At 45.9% G+C, this 17,498-nt stretch carries 10 protein-coding genes; 8 read left to right on the top strand and 2 right to left on the bottom strand.

Going from position 1 to position 17,498, the window contains the following annotated elements:
- Positions 1–96: 96 nt before the first annotated feature.
- On the bottom strand, positions 97–2,064 hold the full coding sequence (locus tag FR7_RS08150; RefSeq protein ID WP_007930625.1) for a methyl-accepting chemotaxis protein: 1,968 nt from the start codon (positions 2,062–2,064) through the stop codon (positions 97–99).
- Between the two features lie 459 nt (positions 2,065–2,523).
- Here FR7_RS08150 and FR7_RS08145 point away from each other — a divergent pair, with 459 nt between their 5' ends.
- The 4 genes from FR7_RS08145 to wecB all read left to right on the top strand — a co-directional run bounded on the left by FR7_RS08145 (position 2,524) and on the right by wecB (position 9,174).
- On the top strand, positions 2,524–3,423 hold the full coding sequence (locus tag FR7_RS08145; RefSeq protein WP_071524664.1) for a dTDP-4-dehydrorhamnose reductase family protein: 900 nt from the start codon (positions 2,524–2,526) through the stop codon (positions 3,421–3,423).
- A 2-nt stretch (positions 3,424–3,425) separates the two neighbouring features.
- Positions 3,426–4,490, top strand: a complete 1,065-nt coding sequence (locus FR7_RS08140; RefSeq protein WP_007930627.1) for a polysaccharide biosynthesis protein — start codon at positions 3,426–3,428, stop codon at positions 4,488–4,490.
- The gene (locus tag FR7_RS08135; protein ID WP_007930628.1) at positions 4,487–7,819 is read left to right on the top strand and encodes a glycosyltransferase; all 3,333 of its coding nucleotides are present in this window, start codon (positions 4,487–4,489) and stop codon (positions 7,817–7,819) included. Before FR7_RS08140 ends, FR7_RS08135 begins: the two co-directional genes overlap by 4 nt.
- Before the next feature lie 278 nt (positions 7,820–8,097).
- The gene (wecB, locus tag FR7_RS08130; RefSeq protein ID WP_007930629.1) at positions 8,098–9,174 is read left to right on the top strand and encodes a non-hydrolyzing UDP-N-acetylglucosamine 2-epimerase; all 1,077 of its coding nucleotides are present in this window, start codon (positions 8,098–8,100) and stop codon (positions 9,172–9,174) included.
- A gap of 52 nt (positions 9,175–9,226) precedes the next feature.
- Here the strand turns inward: wecB and FR7_RS24430 are convergent, their stop codons facing one another.
- Positions 9,227–9,355, bottom strand: a complete 129-nt coding sequence (locus tag FR7_RS24430; protein WP_269085742.1) for a hypothetical protein — start codon at positions 9,353–9,355, stop codon at positions 9,227–9,229.
- A 671-nt stretch (positions 9,356–10,026) separates the two neighbouring features.
- Here FR7_RS24430 and FR7_RS08120 point away from each other — a divergent pair.
- The 4 genes from FR7_RS08120 (at position 10,027) to FR7_RS08105 (ending at position 17,221) form a co-directional block, all read left to right on the top strand.
- Complete coding sequence (locus FR7_RS08120; protein ID WP_007930630.1) at positions 10,027–10,485, top strand: MarR family transcriptional regulator; 459 nt, start codon at positions 10,027–10,029, stop codon at positions 10,483–10,485.
- 887 nt (positions 10,486–11,372) lie between these two features.
- Positions 11,373–12,491 carry an efflux RND transporter periplasmic adaptor subunit gene (locus FR7_RS08115; RefSeq protein ID WP_007930642.1) on the top strand — a complete coding sequence of 373 codons (1,119 nt, stop codon included), beginning with the start codon at positions 11,373–11,375 and terminating at the stop codon, positions 12,489–12,491.
- The gene (locus FR7_RS08110) at positions 12,488–15,607 is read left to right on the top strand and encodes an efflux RND transporter permease subunit (protein ID WP_007930644.1); all 3,120 of its coding nucleotides are present in this window, start codon (positions 12,488–12,490) and stop codon (positions 15,605–15,607) included. Before FR7_RS08115 ends, FR7_RS08110 begins: the two co-directional genes overlap by 4 nt.
- Before the next feature lie 318 nt (positions 15,608–15,925).
- A complete protein-coding gene (locus FR7_RS08105) occupies positions 15,926–17,221 on the top strand; it encodes a TolC family protein (protein WP_007930645.1) in 1,296 nt (431 codons plus the stop codon).
- Positions 17,222–17,498: the final 277 nt, after the last annotated feature.

The raw sequence follows: 17,498 nt of genomic DNA, 5'->3' as shown, positions 1-17,498 counted from the left end.
ATTAGACTAATCTTACGATATCTTACTAAATGAGAATTGATTGATACGATAAAGGTACAACACAACTAGTAATGGCAGCGTTGTACCTTACCAATCTTATACTTTAAATTTATGCACTACTTCTTGTAACTCACTAGCCATTGTTGCTAAACCAGAAACAGCTGTCACGATTTCATGTACAGAGGCATTTTGTTCTTCACTCGCTGCTGCCACTTCTTGAGAACTCGCAGCATTGGTTCTTGATGCATCAGCAATGCCAGTGATGGATTGACCAACTTGTCCACTTCCAGTTAACTGCAAATCCATCAGTGCTAAGATACTATCTACCTGTCTTCGCATTTCCTTTACATCTACATAAATTTCCTCAAATGCTACTTTTGAAGCAGAAACGACCTTAACGCCTTCTCCTACTTCTTTGCTGCCTTTATCCATTGCATCTACCGCTTGCACTGTCTCACTTTGGATTGCACCGATAATTTCAGCAATTTCTTTTGCAGCTTCTTGGGATTGCTCAGCCAGTTTTCGCACTTCATCTGCTACCACTGCAAAACCACGTCCTTGTTCACCTGCTCTTGCAGCTTCAATTGCAGCATTCAACGCCAACAGATTGGTTTGTCCTGCAATATTTGTAATTACTTCAACGATTTGTCCAATCTGCCTTGACTTCTCACCAAGAATATTTATTTTTTCTGCTGCATCACCCACATCTTGACGAATATTATTCATCAATTGAACAGCATGATTCACTTGTTTAAGACCACCTTCAGCTGACTGTTCACTTCTTTCTGAAACGCCAGCCACTTCACAGGCCGCTTGAACAGCATCCGCAATACCTGCTTGCATTTCCATTATAATAGTAGAAGATTCATCAGATAACCTCACTTGAGTAGTAGCACTTTGAGCTACATCCTGAATTGTGGCTGTTACTTCTTCTGAGGCTCTGCCTACTTCAGTAGCTGATGCCGTCAACTCTTCTGCAGAAGCAGCTACAGATTCGGCAACTGAAGCTGTATGCAAAATAATTTTCCGCAAAGCAACCGTCATCTGGTTAACACCTTGCACTAATTGATTCACTTCCAAAACTCCGTCTGCAACTAATGTATGCGATAAATCGCCTCCTGCTACTAATTCAACGGAATGAACTACTTTCTGCAGCGGAGTAACAATACTGCGAGCTATATAAAACGCTGTGACCGCAGCCAAAACTAGAGAAATCAGCAAGATCCCAATAATAATATATGACGCTGTGATAGCCCCATCATAAACATCTTTTAGCGGTTCATTTACAATGACTCCCCATTGATACTTGGGTACTGGAGTAAAAGCACTAATTGTCTTGTCACCACGGCTTGAAATGGTCTCTATTGATCCTGTTTGACCTTCTATTACTTTTTTTACATATTCAATTGCTGCAAAGCTTTCTTTTTTCAAGACCTTTTCATGATCTGGATAAGCAATCACTACACCATTGTGATCGACAATCTCAACATAACCATTTTTTCCCACCTTAACATTATCTGCAATTGCCCAGAGACTTTGCAAACCAATATCAGCAGCAAAAACTCCCAGAATTGTTCCTGCTGAATTCTTAATTGGCACAGATATTGTTATACTAGGAGCATTAGTAAAAGAAGATATATAAATATCGGTAAAAAATGTATTCCCCTTCATTGCTTCTATAAAATAAGGCCTATCTGCACGATTCGCTAACGTACCAGCTGTTCTTGCAACCTGCATACCGCTTGCATCCATTACATAGATCAATTCAAATTGAGGATTTTTTTGTTGAAAATTTATAATCATATCACGTAAGGCAATTCCTTCTAAAGAACGCGCTGTCGGACTTGCAGCCAATCCTTCAGTCATTCCCGTTGAGTCATCTAGCATAATTTCAATTTGCTTGGCAATCTGCGAAGCTGTATTATTGTTGCTATGTATCGCCGCCTCTTTAGTCGTGATTACACTTTTATAGATACTGATTGCTCCACCAATAGCCGCAGGAATAACTGCAAATAAAATAAAGAATACGATTAACTTTGTTCTTAAACTATTTCTTTCAAACATAAATGATCCCCCTCTCTACATTTCCAACTTATTTTAATGATAGTTCTTCTATAATGAGAGCTTTATAACCATTACTACTATTCTAATAAATTCTGAAATTCCCTTCTTTTTACAATAAAGAAAACTATCAATTTTTAATATTGCTTGTTATTATAACATGTACATTTTTCAAAACTACAGAAAGCAACAACAATAGTCTTTTAATTCAGAATTATATTTTAATTCCTTTCTCGTCAAAGCACCGATAATTCCTAATGACCAACTTTTCCAAACCGTCCCTTGTGCTATTGCCGTATAATAGCATAATATTTTTGATCGATTAATAAATAATAAGGTATAAGAACATCTAGGCACGCCCTGAATAAAATAGATTGAGTAACAATACTGAACATATTGTTTATTCGCGCACCTACACACAAGAAAGTGTAGGAACTTTTTCTTAAAGGTTGTGAAAATAGTATGAGAAAGGTACTGATCTTGGGAGGGTCGGGGATGCTAGGGCATGCCTTGTTTCGCTTTCTTTCCGAGGCTGTGAATCTTGATGTCTATACTACAGTCCGCTCTGCGCATGAATTATCGCGTTGGCTTCCTCCGGATATGATGAAGAAGGTACGCAGTAATGTAGATGTGCAGCAAATAGAGAGTCTTGCAAATGTTTTTGCTGAAGTGAAGCCAGATATCCTAGTGAATTGCATTGGCATCATTAAACAAGTGCCGGAGGCCAAAGATCCGCTCACAACAATTACCGTTAACGCATTACTTCCGCACCGTATTGCTTTGCTGTGCGGCGCGGCTGGTACGCGCATGATTCATATCAGTACGGATTGCGTTTTTAATGGAGAAAAAGGAGTTTATACGGAACAGGATGTTTCGAATGCCGATGATCTTTATGGACGAACAAAATATCTTGGTGAGGTAACTTACCCGCATTGTATTACCCTGCGCACTTCTATAATCGGGCATGAATTGAAAGGAAAATACGGATTGGTCGAATGGTTCCTGAGCCAAAAAGAAAAGGTGCGTGGTTTTAGAAAGGTCCTTTATTCCGGCTTCCCAACCATTGAACTTTCACGCATTATCAGGGATTACATCATTCCCCGTCCGGAACTGACGGGGCTTTACCACCTATCCGCCAATCCAATCTCAAAATATGAGCTACTGAAACTCATCAGTGTCCAGTATGAAAAGAAAATTACCATTGAACCGGAGGACAGTATTCGACTTGATCGATCATTGGACTCTTCGACGTTTCTCTCCCTCACGGGCTATAACCCGCCAACTTGGCCGGAACTGGTACGTGACATGTATAACGATTATTCGCAAAAATCCAAACGAAAAGATACGGCCAAGGGGGAATAAACATGACGCTATTCGATAATAAAGTGATTGTCATTACCGGTGGTACGGGTTCACTGGGTAAAGTGTTAACTCATCGGCTCTTACAAAAGGAACTCGGTTCCCCTCGGAAGATTATCATCTTCTCGCGAGATGAAGCGAAACAGCACGCTATGCGGATAGAATACCAACACAAAAGCAAGGCTACCGATGAGGTGGTTTATGACAATTTTGCCCGACTAATTGAGTTCAGAATCGGGGACATCCGTGAGTATCATTCCGTTTGCTCCGTTTTAAGGGACGCGGACATTGTCATAAATGCCGCCGCCCTCAAACAGGTGCCTTCTTGTGAGTACTTTCCCTATGAAGCGGTATTGACCAATGTGCTTGGCGCGGAAAATATCATCCGGGCGATACGTGAACATAAGCTTTCCATAGAAACGGTGGTTGGAGTCTCTACGGATAAAGCCTGCAAGCCAGTGAATGCCATGGGTATCTCCAAGGCCCTCCAAGAGCGGCTATTTATTGCTGCCAATGTGACCATTCCCCAGACGAGGTTTATTTGCGTACGCTATGGCAATGTGCTAGCATCCAGGGGTTCTGTAATTCCCCTGTTCCATGAGCAAATCAAGCATGGCGGCCCTGTTACAATTACGATCAAGGAAATGACCAGGTTCTTATTGCCCCTGGAAAGTGCGGTTGATACCATTTTTGCCGCCCTCGAAGGAGCTCAGCCCGGTGAAATTTATATACCGAAAATTCCCGCGGCCCGTATTGTCGATGTGGCCAAAGCCATGATGAGAGACAGAAATATATCCATAAAATATACTGGCATTCGTCCGGGAGAAAAGGTGCATGAAATTCTCGTTTCGGAAGAAGAGGCCTGGCGGACCTATGATCGTGGCAATTATTATGCAATCAAGCCGATGCTTCCCGAATTGATTAAAACAGATCCGGGGCTACAGGCGTTATCAAAAGAATATAGCTCCGGTGATTTTGTCATGACTTCTGCAGAAACGTTGGCCTTATTGACAAAACACCGTTTGTTGATTGGTCAGGAGGATAAAACAGATGGAGAATTTTTGCGATGAAAAAATATAAGATTGTATGTATTTGCCAGATCTATAATGAAATGTGTAAAGGTAACTTGGAGCGGTTTGCAGCGTATGTAAAACCCCTAGTGGATGATTTAGTCGTCTATGATGACGGCAGTACCGACGGCAGCTTTGAATATATGTTGCAGCAAACCCCCTATGTCCTGCGCACTGCAAATAATGATTTTATTAATGAGCAAAACCATAAACAGCTCCTGCTGCAGGAGGCCCTAAAGCTGAACCCGGATTTTATCTTATGGCTGGATGCGGACGAGGTTTTGACTGCCAATGCCGCACATTGTCTGCAAGAATGGTGTAAAACCTGTGAAGAACGACAGCTGGATGGCGTGTGCTTTCATGAGCTGAATCTGTGGCGCAGTCATTCCTGGCGACGTTTAGACAGTTTATTTGACTTGGGTTGGTTTTGCCGTCTATGGCGGGTCGTCCCCGGCATTTGCTTTAGTGAGCCGAAACCGGGGCTCCATCAAAAGCCTCATCCTGTGACAATTCAACACATGGCCTGGGCGGAAGACATTCAGGTACTGCATTACGGATTCGCTTCGCAGCAGCACTTGGCCTATAAATATCTGATTTACAGATCTCACGGACAACGCGGCTATGATATGCTTGACCGTTTGATCAGTGAAGATAGCCTGACTCTGGCAAAGGTTCCCTGTGAGCTATTCCCGGAAGGTTTGTGGATCGATGATGAAGCGCCACAGCCTTTGAAATTCGTTGAGGCCCTGGCCTATGTAGAACAATACCGGGAAGAAGTATTTAGGCCGAAATTTTCCATTGTATGTTTAGTCTATAAAAGCGTTGAGTGGTTGGATTTCGTTTATGAGCAGGTCTTTAGATATACGGACATGACTGACAAGGAGTTTTTCTTTGTCGCCAATGACGCTAACGACGCCGTGCTTAGTCATTTGCGGGATAACTATATACCGCATTATATTTATACAAACACTCCTGAGCAACAAGAGGAGTGGTATGTTAATAATGTTTACCGGGCCTATAATTTTGCGGCTGACAGGGCCCGGGGAGATTTCGTCGTTTTTATTAATTCCGACATGGCCTTTACGCCGGGTTGGTTTGATCATCTATGGCAGGCTTATAACGGAACAAACTGCGTCGTTTCCCGCTTGGTTGAATCCGGAAGATTGCCTAGTGGTCAATACGGTGTGGAAAGAAACTTTGGCCAGGATTATGCATCCTATCAAGAAAGCGAGTTTCAACAGTATGCCCGTGAATTGACCGAAGCCAAAGTAGCGGACGGCGGCCTGTATATGCCTCTCTTGATCCGTAAGGAGTATTTTCAGCGGGTCGGAGGCTATCCGGAAGGACAGGTGCTTATGGGCAGCAATCTTTATAAACCGGTCATTGCCCGGCGGGGAGAAACATGCATCGCCGGCGATACGGTCTTGATGATGAAACTGCAGCCCGTTGGAATCAAACATCAAACCGCCTTTAACAGCATTGTTTATCATTTCCAGTGGGGCGAACTGGGTAGTCCGGAACCGTCGGAAACTACACCAGGCCAAGTAAAAGTTGCCCTTGCTATGGGATCACTAGCAGCACAAGATTTTGGAGATGCCCTGCTGGCGTCCTTACCTGCTTCTGTTGGTCTTGATGCGCCTTTGGCCGATATCCAGGACGATTATGCCGCCCATGCCCAAAGCTATCTGGCAGAACATTACCCAAACGTGGAAGTCATCATTCAAAACGCCACGCATATGGATATCATTGATCCCAATCGCTATACCATTGCTTTTTTACAAGATGATCTCCGGTCAGCGGGTGCGACAACCGAGCAGCAAGAGACCAACTTGCGGCAAGCAAACAGGCTTGTGACCAACTCCTTGCAAACCGCGCACTCCTATGCGGAGTATGATTTTGACGTAATTCCCGATACGCCGGATGCCACGGAGAAATGGCACCGGTTGCTGACCACGGTCTTTCAGGAACGAATGGCTGAACAAAACCGGAAAAGAAAAATAACCCGGCCTAAAGTATCCATAATTATGACTACCTTTCAAAGAGTGCACTTGTTAAGATGGGGTTTATGGTCCTTAACCCGCCAGACCATACCCTTTGATTTTGAAGTCATTGTGGTTAATGATGGATTACAGGATGAGACCGAAGAGGTTTGTAACGAGTTTAAGGGAAAACTTAATTTGAAGTATGTATTTACCGGACACAGAAATCTAAACGGCAAGATGGTGTGGCGGGTACCCGGTTTTGCGATGAATATTGGCGTAAAGCACTCTTCCGGGGATATTTTGATTATCGGCTGCGCGGAAATGTTTCATAACAATGATACCATCGCTAAGCTTGTGCCGCCTATCTTAGATAATCCCAAATTACTGGGTATTCCAGTGGGCAAAGATGACCGCGATGGAGCTTTTCTGGAATATATAAATAACAATGATGGAACCTCTGACCCTGATATCTATGACAAATGCGTTGACTTAAATGTCAAGCTGCCGTTTTTGATGGCCTTACATCGCAGCCAGTATTTTACGATTGGGGGATACGATGAGGATTTTGTAGGCATGGCCTATGATGACAATGATTTTATCCAACGCTTATTAAGCAACGGCTGCAATTATTGTCAAACCGATGCGTCCACGGTGCACTTGTACCACCCCCGGCCAGACGGCTATTATGAAAATGGTGGTCCGCCCGAATGGGAATATAACAAAAACCTCTATTTTTCCCGTATTGGTCAAATCGTTAGAAATGAAGGCCGAGAATGGGGCGTTATAAAATATGCGCAAGTCAAGGGGGCTGAAAAATTCGTGAAATTAAACTGGCATGAAGACTTTATTGTTCATTTGGCTGGTGTCATACAGCCGAAGGTCTACGTGGAGCTTGGGTTATACCGGTGTTATCTTTTTAACCGCATTATCCCTTTTGCGGAGCAATTAGTTGGCGTGGATATCAGCGCGGAAGCCGGGCAAGCCATGCAACAATCTTCGAAAACTCGCTTTTTTAAGGGGACAACACAGGATTTTGCAAGGGAATTAGCGGTAAGGCCTCTGCAGATTGATATGCTATTCATCGATGCCGATCATTCGCAAGCGGCGGTGTTACAGGACTTTCTGAATTTTTTCCCTTTTGTGGCTCCCCACGGTCTCATTTTGCTGCATGATACCCATCCGAAAGACGAGGCCATGATGGACCCCAATTGGTGCGGAACCGCTTGTCAGGCGATAGAAATCTTGGCACAGGACACACGCAACTATGAATTAATGACGATTCCTGTTCCTGCAGGCTTAACGATTTGCCGCAAACGGCAGGCGCAATTATCCTGGCAGGAAAAGTAAACTTTATCAAAAGTAATAAAGGGGAAGGGTTCAAATGAAAGTTTTGCTCGCAAAACTTTCATTGAACCCTTCCCCCCTCAAAATTTAATGAAAACGAGGTGTAATTTGTGTCATCAAATATCCTGCTATTCAAGCCCGCTAAACACGATTGCGCTCCCTGACTAAGGTGAGGTCTGTTTGATATTATAACTATTTCGTAATCCATAGTTTTAATGACCTCCCAAGTTAAAATTTAATCTTAGATCATAGACATTTGAAAATGGAAGGGGGTTGCTGTGATGAAGATTATGACCATTTTGGGCACACGTCCGGAAATTATTCGCTTAAGCAGGATTATTCCTCTCCTGGACGACCTTTGTGAGCATATTCTTGTGCATACCGGCCAAAACTTTGACCGGACCTTGAGTGATATATTTTTCACGGAACTAAAGCTGCGTTCTCCGGATTATCTGCTGGACTGCCAATCACAGACCGCGATGGGCCAAATAGGCGAGATACTCCGCGGTTGTGAACAGGTAATGTTAAAGGAAAGGCCCGATCGCCTACTGATACTGGGAGATACTAACAGCGCCTTAGCGGCGCTGGTCGCCAAACGACTGCGCATTCCGGTTTACCACATGGAGGCAGGCAACCGTTGTTATGATGACCGGGTACCGGAAGAAAGCAACCGCCGGATTGTCGATCATTGCAGTGATATTCTATTGCCTTACACGGAGCGAAGCCGGGCTAATTTGCTGAGGGAAGGCATCGACGGCAACCGTATTTATGTTACGGGCAATCCCATTGGCGAGGTTCTCAGCCATTACGCAGACAAAATTTTACAAAGCCAGGTGCTTCAGGCGATGGGTGTTGCTGCCCAAGGCTATTTTCTAGTAACCCTGCACCGAACGGAAAATGTCGACGACGGGGACCGTCTGGAGAAATTCATCACAGCCCTGCATGGACTCTATGCAGCATATGGGCTGCCGCTGATTTGCAGTCTGCATCCTCGCACCCGCTCCCAGCTGGCAAAACAGAAAAAGACCTTTGCCGGAATAGGCATCCAGATCGTGGAACCATTAGGTCTGTTTGATTTTGTATTGTTGGAGCAAAACGCCTACTGTGTTTTGAGTGATAGCGGCACAGTTCAGGAGGAGTGCTGTCTTTATAAAACACCGAATGTGACGCTGCGGGATGTGACCGAACGACCGGAAACCTTGGAAGCCGGCAGCAATCAGCTTGCCGGTTGTGACCCCGCGGCAATCTTACGGGCTGTGCAAACGGTTTTACATCAAGGCCAGAACTGGGAACCTCCGCCGGAATATCTTGTCGCAAATGTAAGCCAGAAAATTCTTAAAATCCTACTGGGCATATAGAACCCGTTGAAAAAAGGCGGTGTGCTTGGACGGGGGTTACGGTCATCCCGGTCTAGCTTGTTCCAGTAGCACCCCCCACAACGCAACCTCTACTCGCCACTGTCACACCAGCTAGCCCCACATACGCCACACCTCCGTTCATCGTCAGCGGCTCCCTTGCTGCCAAAAGGTCCGTCCGCACGAGACGCGGCGGTATGGGATTCGAGCGCGAGTTCGGCGGCGGGACGTTTTTCTTTGGGAGCAGATCGTACTAATACTTCTACACCAAATCATCGGGGCTCTAAGTGGAGCTATACAAAGAAAGTTTTTCCTAACCAGTTGCATATTTTTATGAGGGTGTGGCCAACCACCGTGGCCGGTGCCTTCCCTACCCAGCCTGCAAGCGCATCCGGGCAGGCTTACGATGTGCGACCGCGCGCTTTTGGCAGTTGCTCATGGTAAACCGTCTGATCAGCCACCTGGCAACGAAGCGCCGAATTTCCCCTCCCGTTTGTTCCTCGGGAGGGGGGCAGGGGGTGAGTCCGTCCCAGCGTAACCGGGCCGTCTGGTGCCGCCGCCGTCCAATTGCTTCTAAGCTGAGTGAAGGGCCCTGCCGTGGCCGCGTCCCCCCCAAATAATTTGGCCGCTAGCGAAACAACAGCAGAGCGCCGCAAAGAGCGGACGGCCGGACATAGAGTGGTAGCCATCTTTTTTTACCTCTAAGTGGAGCAGCCCAAATTTACTGCTCCGGCCTCTCCTCCGGTCATTGTGAGTTGCCTGTAGCAATTTGCTTGACAAATAATTCACCTGGTGTACAATATAATCATAGAACATCAAAACATGACATATTACTAACGATATGAGGTTAAAACAATGGTGGAACAAAGAAAAGAAATGTTGAAATTTTTATTCAGATTGTCAAGGAAATTTTTTGAGACAATGAAACAGCCAAAAAAATTTGGCACAGACAGCCTCTTATACTCATCAGAAATTCATACCCTCGACATGATTGGCAAACATCCAGGCATAACCGTGACCGAACTGGCAGACCGACAAGGTATTTTCAAAAGCGCCCTGCCAAAGGTCATCCATAAACTCATCCAAAAAGATCTGGTCTACCGTTATCAGGAAACCGGCAATAAAAAAAATATTCTTTTGGAATTGACGGACAAAGGCCGGATTGCCGTTCAACAACACTTCGAATTTCACGAAACCTTTGACAATGGCATTATGAAAAAAATTAATTCATTAACGCCGGAAGAATATTTGTTTCTCAGCGATATCCTGCAAGAGCTGGATCAGTATATTGACCACATGGAGCAGCAGGAATAAAAAATTCACTTTATAGTTTACCCTGTTAGCCCATATTGAAATTTGAATAACGAGATCTTTAGCAACAAATGCCGGCAAAATAAGCCTTCTCCACCGGCATTCTAATTATTCTTCATTATCGTTCACCTGGTTAACTTTTTTAGAAAAAATATTTTGCATTTAAAGCCCTTCCTATCCGACTTTCCCAACGACTGATTATCGAAACCAATCATACACTTCACTATTTCTCTAATGCCGAACTGCAACATCTATTTCTCTTTTAGCAAAAAAACAATCTGGAGAAAGGAAGATTTACTAGTGAATACGACGTCACGCAGCAATGTGGTCTGATTGGCTCTTTGCCTATTCATTTATTTTATTGCCTGTAGTAAAATAAATCGTTCACCTGGTGTACATCGCCATATAATCAAATTAAGTTTATCTGGTTACAGCTAAAATACAATGCTTCAGCAACAAGGATATCCTTTGCGAAAATATGCGAACGACATCCTTATCTTTTAAAGTTATCGTTCACCTGGTGAACTTTTTTATAAATAAATGCCTGCTGCTTCAACCAGGCTTCTCTGCCAACGATTTGTCTTTATATTTTGTTTCTCGCTACATACCGTGAATTATTCACCGTTTTCAGCCAGAACGCTCTGTTTGATTTAAAACGGCATTACCCGGAGGAATGGGGCAGCATCATGGAGCTACGCAAGAGCCAGTGGCAGAGAATTGCTGCCGCCATTAATTCGGGCATGCCAGAGGCCAGCTGCGCCCTGTCGATACCAAGCTAGTGCAAATAATGGCTGACGGAGTTATTGGACATTCTGCTGTTTGGCATCGCCCGGCGCGCACCGTAAATTCTCTTCCGAAAAAACAGATTATATACGATAAGGAGTGTTTCTATGTTCAACATGCGACTGAATCTCAGCCGAAAAAAACGTTACTATGCCCTGGCCGCCTTAGCGGTAGGATGCCTACTGGCCGGAGTCATGGCAAAAACACATTTTGCAAAAACAACCAGTAAACCAGAAAACCTTCCAGTGGTCCGTACCCAGGTCGTCCAGCCAGTAACTGCAAGGCAGGGTTATAGCTATGCCGGTGAAGTACGCGGCCTCTTGGAAAGCCAGCTGGCCTTCCAAGTCACCGGTAAGATCATCAAACGCAATGTGCAGCTAGGCAGCGTAGTCAATGCCGGCGATGTGCTGATGCAGATTGATGCTAAAGACATTCAGCAGACGGTAAGCAGTAATTCTGCTCAGGTATATTCCGCCCAATCACAACTTAGGCTGGCGGAAAGCAATTTGAGCCGCTACCGGGAATTACTGGACAGCGGCGCGATCAGCCGCGCTCAGTATGACCAGTATGTCAATGCCTATGATGCAGCGGCGGCTGCTGTGCAGCAGGCAGGGGCCCAGTATACGCAAGGCGCTAATCAGCTGGATTACACCTTATTGAAAGCCGATCAAGCAGGGGTTGTCTCCGCAATCACCGCCGAGGCCGGCCAGGTTGTCAGCGCCAGCCAGACGGTTGTCACCGTTATCCAAGACGGAGAGCAGGAAATCGAAATCAATGTTCCTGAAAACCGGCTGGAAGAACTAAAAGCCGCCGAACAGCTCCACATTACCTTCTGGGCCTTGCCTAACATGACATTGGACGGCAAGGTGCGAGAAATCGCGCCCATGGCTGACCCGACGACTCGTACCTTCAAAGTGCGCGTCAGCCTGCTCAATCCGCCGCCAACTGTCAAACTGGGTATGACGGCCACCGTTTCCTTAGCCGGCGGCGCTGCCCATACTGCATTTTCCATTCCACTGTCTGCACTCTATCAGACTGGCGATACGCCCGCCGTCTGGGTCGTGAACGACAATATTCTGACACTGCGCCCCATCCAAACCGGGCCCTTCGGTAATGGCACTATCCAGGTACTGGCTGGACTGCAGTCAGGCGACCTGATTGTCAGCGCCGGCGTTCATAAATTGAAAGAAGGACAGAGGGTAAAAACAACCGGTGATGCCCTATGAGCCATTTTAACCTTACCGCCTGGTCATTAAACCACAAACAATTCATTTATTTCTTTATCATCCTCTTTTTTGTGGCCGGCCTCTTCTCCTATCAGAATGTGGGACGCATGGAAGACCCGGATTTTGCCATTAAACAAATGATTGTCAGCGTTGCCTGGTCAGGAGCCACCGCCAGCCAGATGGAAGAGCAGGTTACGGATAAAATTGAAAAGAAACTGCAGGACCTTCCTGGGCTTGACTATCTGAAAAGTTACTCTACACCGGGATATACGGTGATTTACGTCAATCTCAAAGATCAGGTGCCCGCCAAGGAACTTCGGGCCAGATGGGTGGAAGCCCGCAATATGGTGAATGATATCAAAGGAACCTTCCCGGAAGGCGTTTCACAACCCAGCTTTAATGATCGGTTCGATGAAGTATATGGCGTGATCTATACGCTGACCGGCGATGGGTATACCTACGAGGAAATGCGGGAAAGAGCCGAAAAAATCCGCCGCGTTCTCTTAAGCGTTCCCAGTGTGAGCAAAGTCCAGCTCCTGGGGGTGCAAACCGAAAAAATCTATATTGAAATCGAAAATAGCAAACTGGCCCGTTTAGGTCTTGATCCGTCCGTAATTACAGCCGCCTTAAAGGAGCAAAATGCCATGGCCGCCGCCGGCATGCTGGAAACGGTATCGGACAATGCTTACTTACGAATTACCGGGATGTTTGAAAATCTGGAAGACATCCGCACTACGCCCATTCAGGCTGGTGGCCGCACCTTCCGTCTGGGAGACATAGCCAAGGTGACTCGCGCCTATGCCGAACCATCCAACCCGAAAATGTTCTATAACGGTCAGCCGGCGGTCGGCATTTCGCTGGCGATGGAACCCGGCGGCAACATTCTGACACTGGGTAAAAATCTTGATAGCACTCTCTCCCAAATAAAACAAGAACTGCCGGCCGGGCTGGAAATCAATCAAACTGTCAATCAGCCGAAAGTTGTGAAATCCTCCATCGGCGAATTTGTTGAATCCCTGGTGGAAGCGATCGTCATCGTCTTAATCGTAAGCTTTGCCAGTCTGGGTATGCGGTCCGGCGTGGTCGTGGCCCTAACCATTCCTTTGGTCATTGCCATTACCTTTACCTTAATGTACCTGACAGGCATCGCCCTGCAGAGCATATCGCTGGGGGCTCTCATCATTGCGCTAGGCTTGTTGGTCGATGATGCCATCATCGCCACTGAAATGATGATCGTCAAGCTGGAGCAAGGCTGGAGCCGCTTTGACGCTGCTTGTTTTTCCTATACCTCTACCGCCTATCCCCGTTTGACCGGTGCGTTAATAACCTGCGCAGGTTTTATTCCTATCGGTTTTTCCAAAGGGCTTGCCGCTGACTTTTGCGTCACTCTCTTTTGGGTTATATTCTTCGCCCTCATTGCTTCCTGGCTGGTTGCCGGAGCAGTCACGCCTTTGCTCGGGTACCAGTTTATTAAAATAAAATCGGCCCAGCAAACAGCCGATGAAAGCAATGCGCACCATGACCTTTATGACACCCCGTTTTATCGGCGATTTAAACGCTTGTTACTTTGGTGCATGCGTCACCGCAAAACCGTACTAACAGCTACTGCCGCCGTATTTATCGGCTCTATCTTTCTCTTGGGATTGGTCAAACAGGAATTTTTTCCTGCTTCCAGCCGTCCGGAACTCGTCATCCAGCTCAAATTACAGGAAGGAGCTTCGCTGACCAACACCGTGGAAGTGGCCCGCCAGTTTGCTAAAGAATTGGACGGCGACCCGAATATTTCCTATTACACCTATCATGTAGGTGAAGGAGCTCCCCGCTTTGTGCTCAGTTTTGAACCAACCTTCAATAAATCGAATTTCGCTGAATTCATTGTAGTGGCCAAGGATGTTCAAGCCCGTAATACACTGGCCCAAAAAGCCGAGCAATTATTAAACACCGAATTTACAGGCGTTCGAGGGCATATAAAGTTATTATTCACTGGAACGGGACCCGATTATCCGGTGATGCTGCGGATAAAAGGCCCTGACCATGAAAAAGTTCGTGAAATCGCTGAACAAGCCCGCACCGTCATGGCTGCCCATCCGGCTACACAAAACGTAAACCTCAACTGGAATGAGAAAAGCAAAGTGCTCCACTTGGAGATTGACCAGGCAAAAGCAAAAGCTCTCGGACTCAGTTCCCATGAATTGGCCGCATCCCTCCAAACCCAGTTGTCTGGAGCACCTATTGCCGAATTTCGTGAGCATGATAAAACCGTCAGCATGGTTCTCCGATTTGCGGAAGAGGACCGTAATAACCCTGAACGGATAAAAGACCTCAACATCCATATCGGCAACGGCAAATATGTCCCGCTTGACCAAATCGCCACCATCCGTTATGACGCCGAAGAAGGCTTAATTTACCGGCGCGACCTGCTACCCATGATTATGGTACAGGCGGAACTGAATCCCACGTCTAAACTTACCGGCTCGGACGTGACCAAGCAAGTTTACGGCAGCCTCCAGGAACTCAGAAGCAGTCTGCCAGCCGGCTATTTCATTGAATTTGACGGTGCAACGGAACGCAGTATTAAAAGCAGCAAGTTCCTGGCGGAGCCCATCCCAGCCATGATGATTGTAATTATGATTCTGCTCATGACGCAGCTGCAAAGTATACCGAAAATGCTGTTAACCCTCTTAACAGCGCCGCTTGGTATTATCGGTGTATCCATCAGTCTCCTCCTCACCGGAAGTCCTATGGGATTTGTGGTCCAATTGGGAATTCTGGCCTTGTTCGGTATTATTATGCGCAATGCCGTTATATTGATGGAACAGATTGAACAATATCTGGTGGCCGGCGACTCGCTATGGGACGCTATTGTGGAAGCGACAATCAGCCGCTTTCGCCCTATTTTGCTAACAGCCGCAGCCGCTATCCTAGGCATGATTCCGCTGATATCCAGTACTTTATGGGGCTCCATGGCGATTGCCATCGGCGGCGGTTTATTGGGAGCAACCATCTTGACTTTGCTGGTGCTGCCGGTTATGTATGCTACCTGGTATAAGGCACAGCCGGATACCCGCATACACAACACTCCACCAGAGCCTACCAGACAGCCAATTAATCAATAAACCTGATATGCAATGATAACGAATAGATAGAAAAAGTGATGATGCCCACGAAGCTCAGGACAGATAAAACAGCAACAATACGCCTCAAACAGCGTACTGTTGCTGTTGCTGTTGCTTCAACTTTTGTAAATTCCACCCGCAATTTTGCACCCATCCTGTTCTGAGTATCAAGGATTCTTTATCTCAGTTAAGCTCACTGACAGCGGCCAATGCAGCATAATAACAGATACGCCGCATTGCCCTGTCACTGTGCTGCTTATCTAAAGATCGCGGGCAAAACAAGATAAATTTAAAATATTCCAATCGAAAGGAGAAACCATGAAATCACCATTTATTCTCGTTAAAACAGTCTTTGTGGCGGTTACAGCTTTCGTTATATTTTGCCAAACTGCCCTGGCAGCGCCGCTGGAGCTCTCACTTGATGCGAGTATTGCTCTGACTTATAAGAATAATCCGGCATTGCAAATTGCAGAAGCGCGCCAAGAACAGTCGGTTTGGGCGCTGAAAGAGGCACAAACCAATAAAAATATATCCATTGATTATACTCATACAGATATGCGTTCAAATTCTCCGCCCACGTGGTCACCCTCCCCGGCAGCCGTCTCCCCCTATAACTATTTCAGCAACCAGATCATCGCCAGCCTTCCGCTCTACACTGGCGGCAAAGCGGAAAACGCAATTGAACAAGCGAAACTCAGTCACAGGGTGTCTCAGCTTGAAATCACAGCCACCAAACAGCATCTCAAGTTAGAGGCCAGTACAGGTTATTATAATATGCTGCAAAACCAGACCCTATTAGAAATTGCCAAACAAACGGTGAATGATTTTAGCGCTCATCTTACTCGTGTCCGGCAAATGTACGATATCGGCGTGGCACCCTGGCATGACGTACTGCAAACCAAGGTTCGGCTGGCAAATGCGGAAAATGATTTAGTAAAAACGCAAAACAATTATGATTTAGCCGTCTACAGCCTAAATAAAACGATGGGCTTACCCCTGCGCAGCGAAATTACGTTGACAGAACCGCTAATCTATCAAGAATATCCTTTGGCTCTTGACGACGTTACCTCCTATGGATTGGCGCATCGTCCGGAGATGGCTCAACAGCAGGCGAATATTAAAATAGAAGAAGCACAAATCAAAATTGCCCAAAGCGGACAACATCCCAAGGTTATGCTGACCGGGACCATGGCCTGGGATAATGACGACTTTGCAGGCACGGCGAACAGAGATTGGACCGCTATGTTGGTAACCCAATTTAATCTCTTTGACTCCGGCAATACCAAAGCCAAAATCAGGCAGGCACAATCAGGCGAGTTAGCCACACGGAAACAAGCGCAACAAACACAGGATAACATTTCCTTGGAAATCAGCGATGCTTATTTGAGTATGAAGGAAGCAGAAAAACGAATAAGCACCAACAAGATAGCTGTTGAAGAAGCCAGTGTGAATTTTGCTATTGCGCAAAGAGCTTATAGTGCCGGTGTCGGTACCAATTTAGATGTTATGGATGCCGAACTGGCACTAAACCAGGCAAAAACCAACTATACTAACTCATTATTTGACTATAACATCAGCAAAGCCCGGCTCGACAAGGCGATAGGCAGCGAATAAACCACTAAGGAGATATGCTGCCAGTGCATGAACAATGTGATAAAAAACATGTATGGATGGTCTGGGCTAGTAGAGCCACGAGTATAACTGTTCCCATCAGTCGGACGATGGTGACGTAAAGGCGGTGTCAAGCATTGGATGGCTCGAAAGTGTATCTCCATGGTGGTGTGCGGTCGGCGCAGTATTATACATTTTTATCTATCAATCACTTCATCTATAATTCAATCATAATTTGTAATTAATTAAGAATATTGAGAACTGAAAGGACACTTTACAC

It is taken from the genome of Pelosinus fermentans DSM 17108, from assembly GCF_000271485.2.
Lineage (GTDB): Bacteria > Bacillota > Negativicutes > DSM-13327 > DSM-13327 > Pelosinus > Pelosinus fermentans.
The sequence above is the reverse complement of the archived record's forward strand: the minus strand, read 5'-3'. Positions and strand labels throughout refer to the sequence as shown.

What these genes read in the sequence shown, in the direction of transcription:
- FR7_RS08110 (WP_007930644.1), top strand. Translation starts at nt 12,488, where the DNA reads ATGAGCCATTTTAACCTTACCGCCTGGTCATTAAACCACAAACAATTC.
- FR7_RS08135 (WP_007930628.1), top strand. Translation starts at nt 4,487, where the DNA reads ATGAAAAAATATAAGATTGTATGTATTTGCCAGATCTATAATGAAATG.
- FR7_RS08120 (WP_007930630.1), top strand. Translation starts at nt 10,027, where the DNA reads ATGGTGGAACAAAGAAAAGAAATGTTGAAATTTTTATTCAGATTGTCA.
- FR7_RS08105 (WP_007930645.1), top strand. Translation starts at nt 15,926, where the DNA reads ATGAAATCACCATTTATTCTCGTTAAAACAGTCTTTGTGGCGGTTACA.
- FR7_RS08150 (WP_007930625.1), bottom strand. Translation starts at nt 2,064, where the DNA reads ATGTTTGAAAGAAATAGTTTAAGAACAAAGTTAATCGTATTCTTTATT.
- FR7_RS08140 (WP_007930627.1), top strand. Translation starts at nt 3,426, where the DNA reads ATGACGCTATTCGATAATAAAGTGATTGTCATTACCGGTGGTACGGGT.
- FR7_RS08115 (WP_007930642.1), top strand. Translation starts at nt 11,373, where the DNA reads ATGTTCAACATGCGACTGAATCTCAGCCGAAAAAAACGTTACTATGCC.
- FR7_RS08145 (WP_071524664.1), top strand. Translation starts at nt 2,524, where the DNA reads ATGAGAAAGGTACTGATCTTGGGAGGGTCGGGGATGCTAGGGCATGCC.
- wecB (WP_007930629.1), top strand. Translation starts at nt 8,098, where the DNA reads ATGAAGATTATGACCATTTTGGGCACACGTCCGGAAATTATTCGCTTA.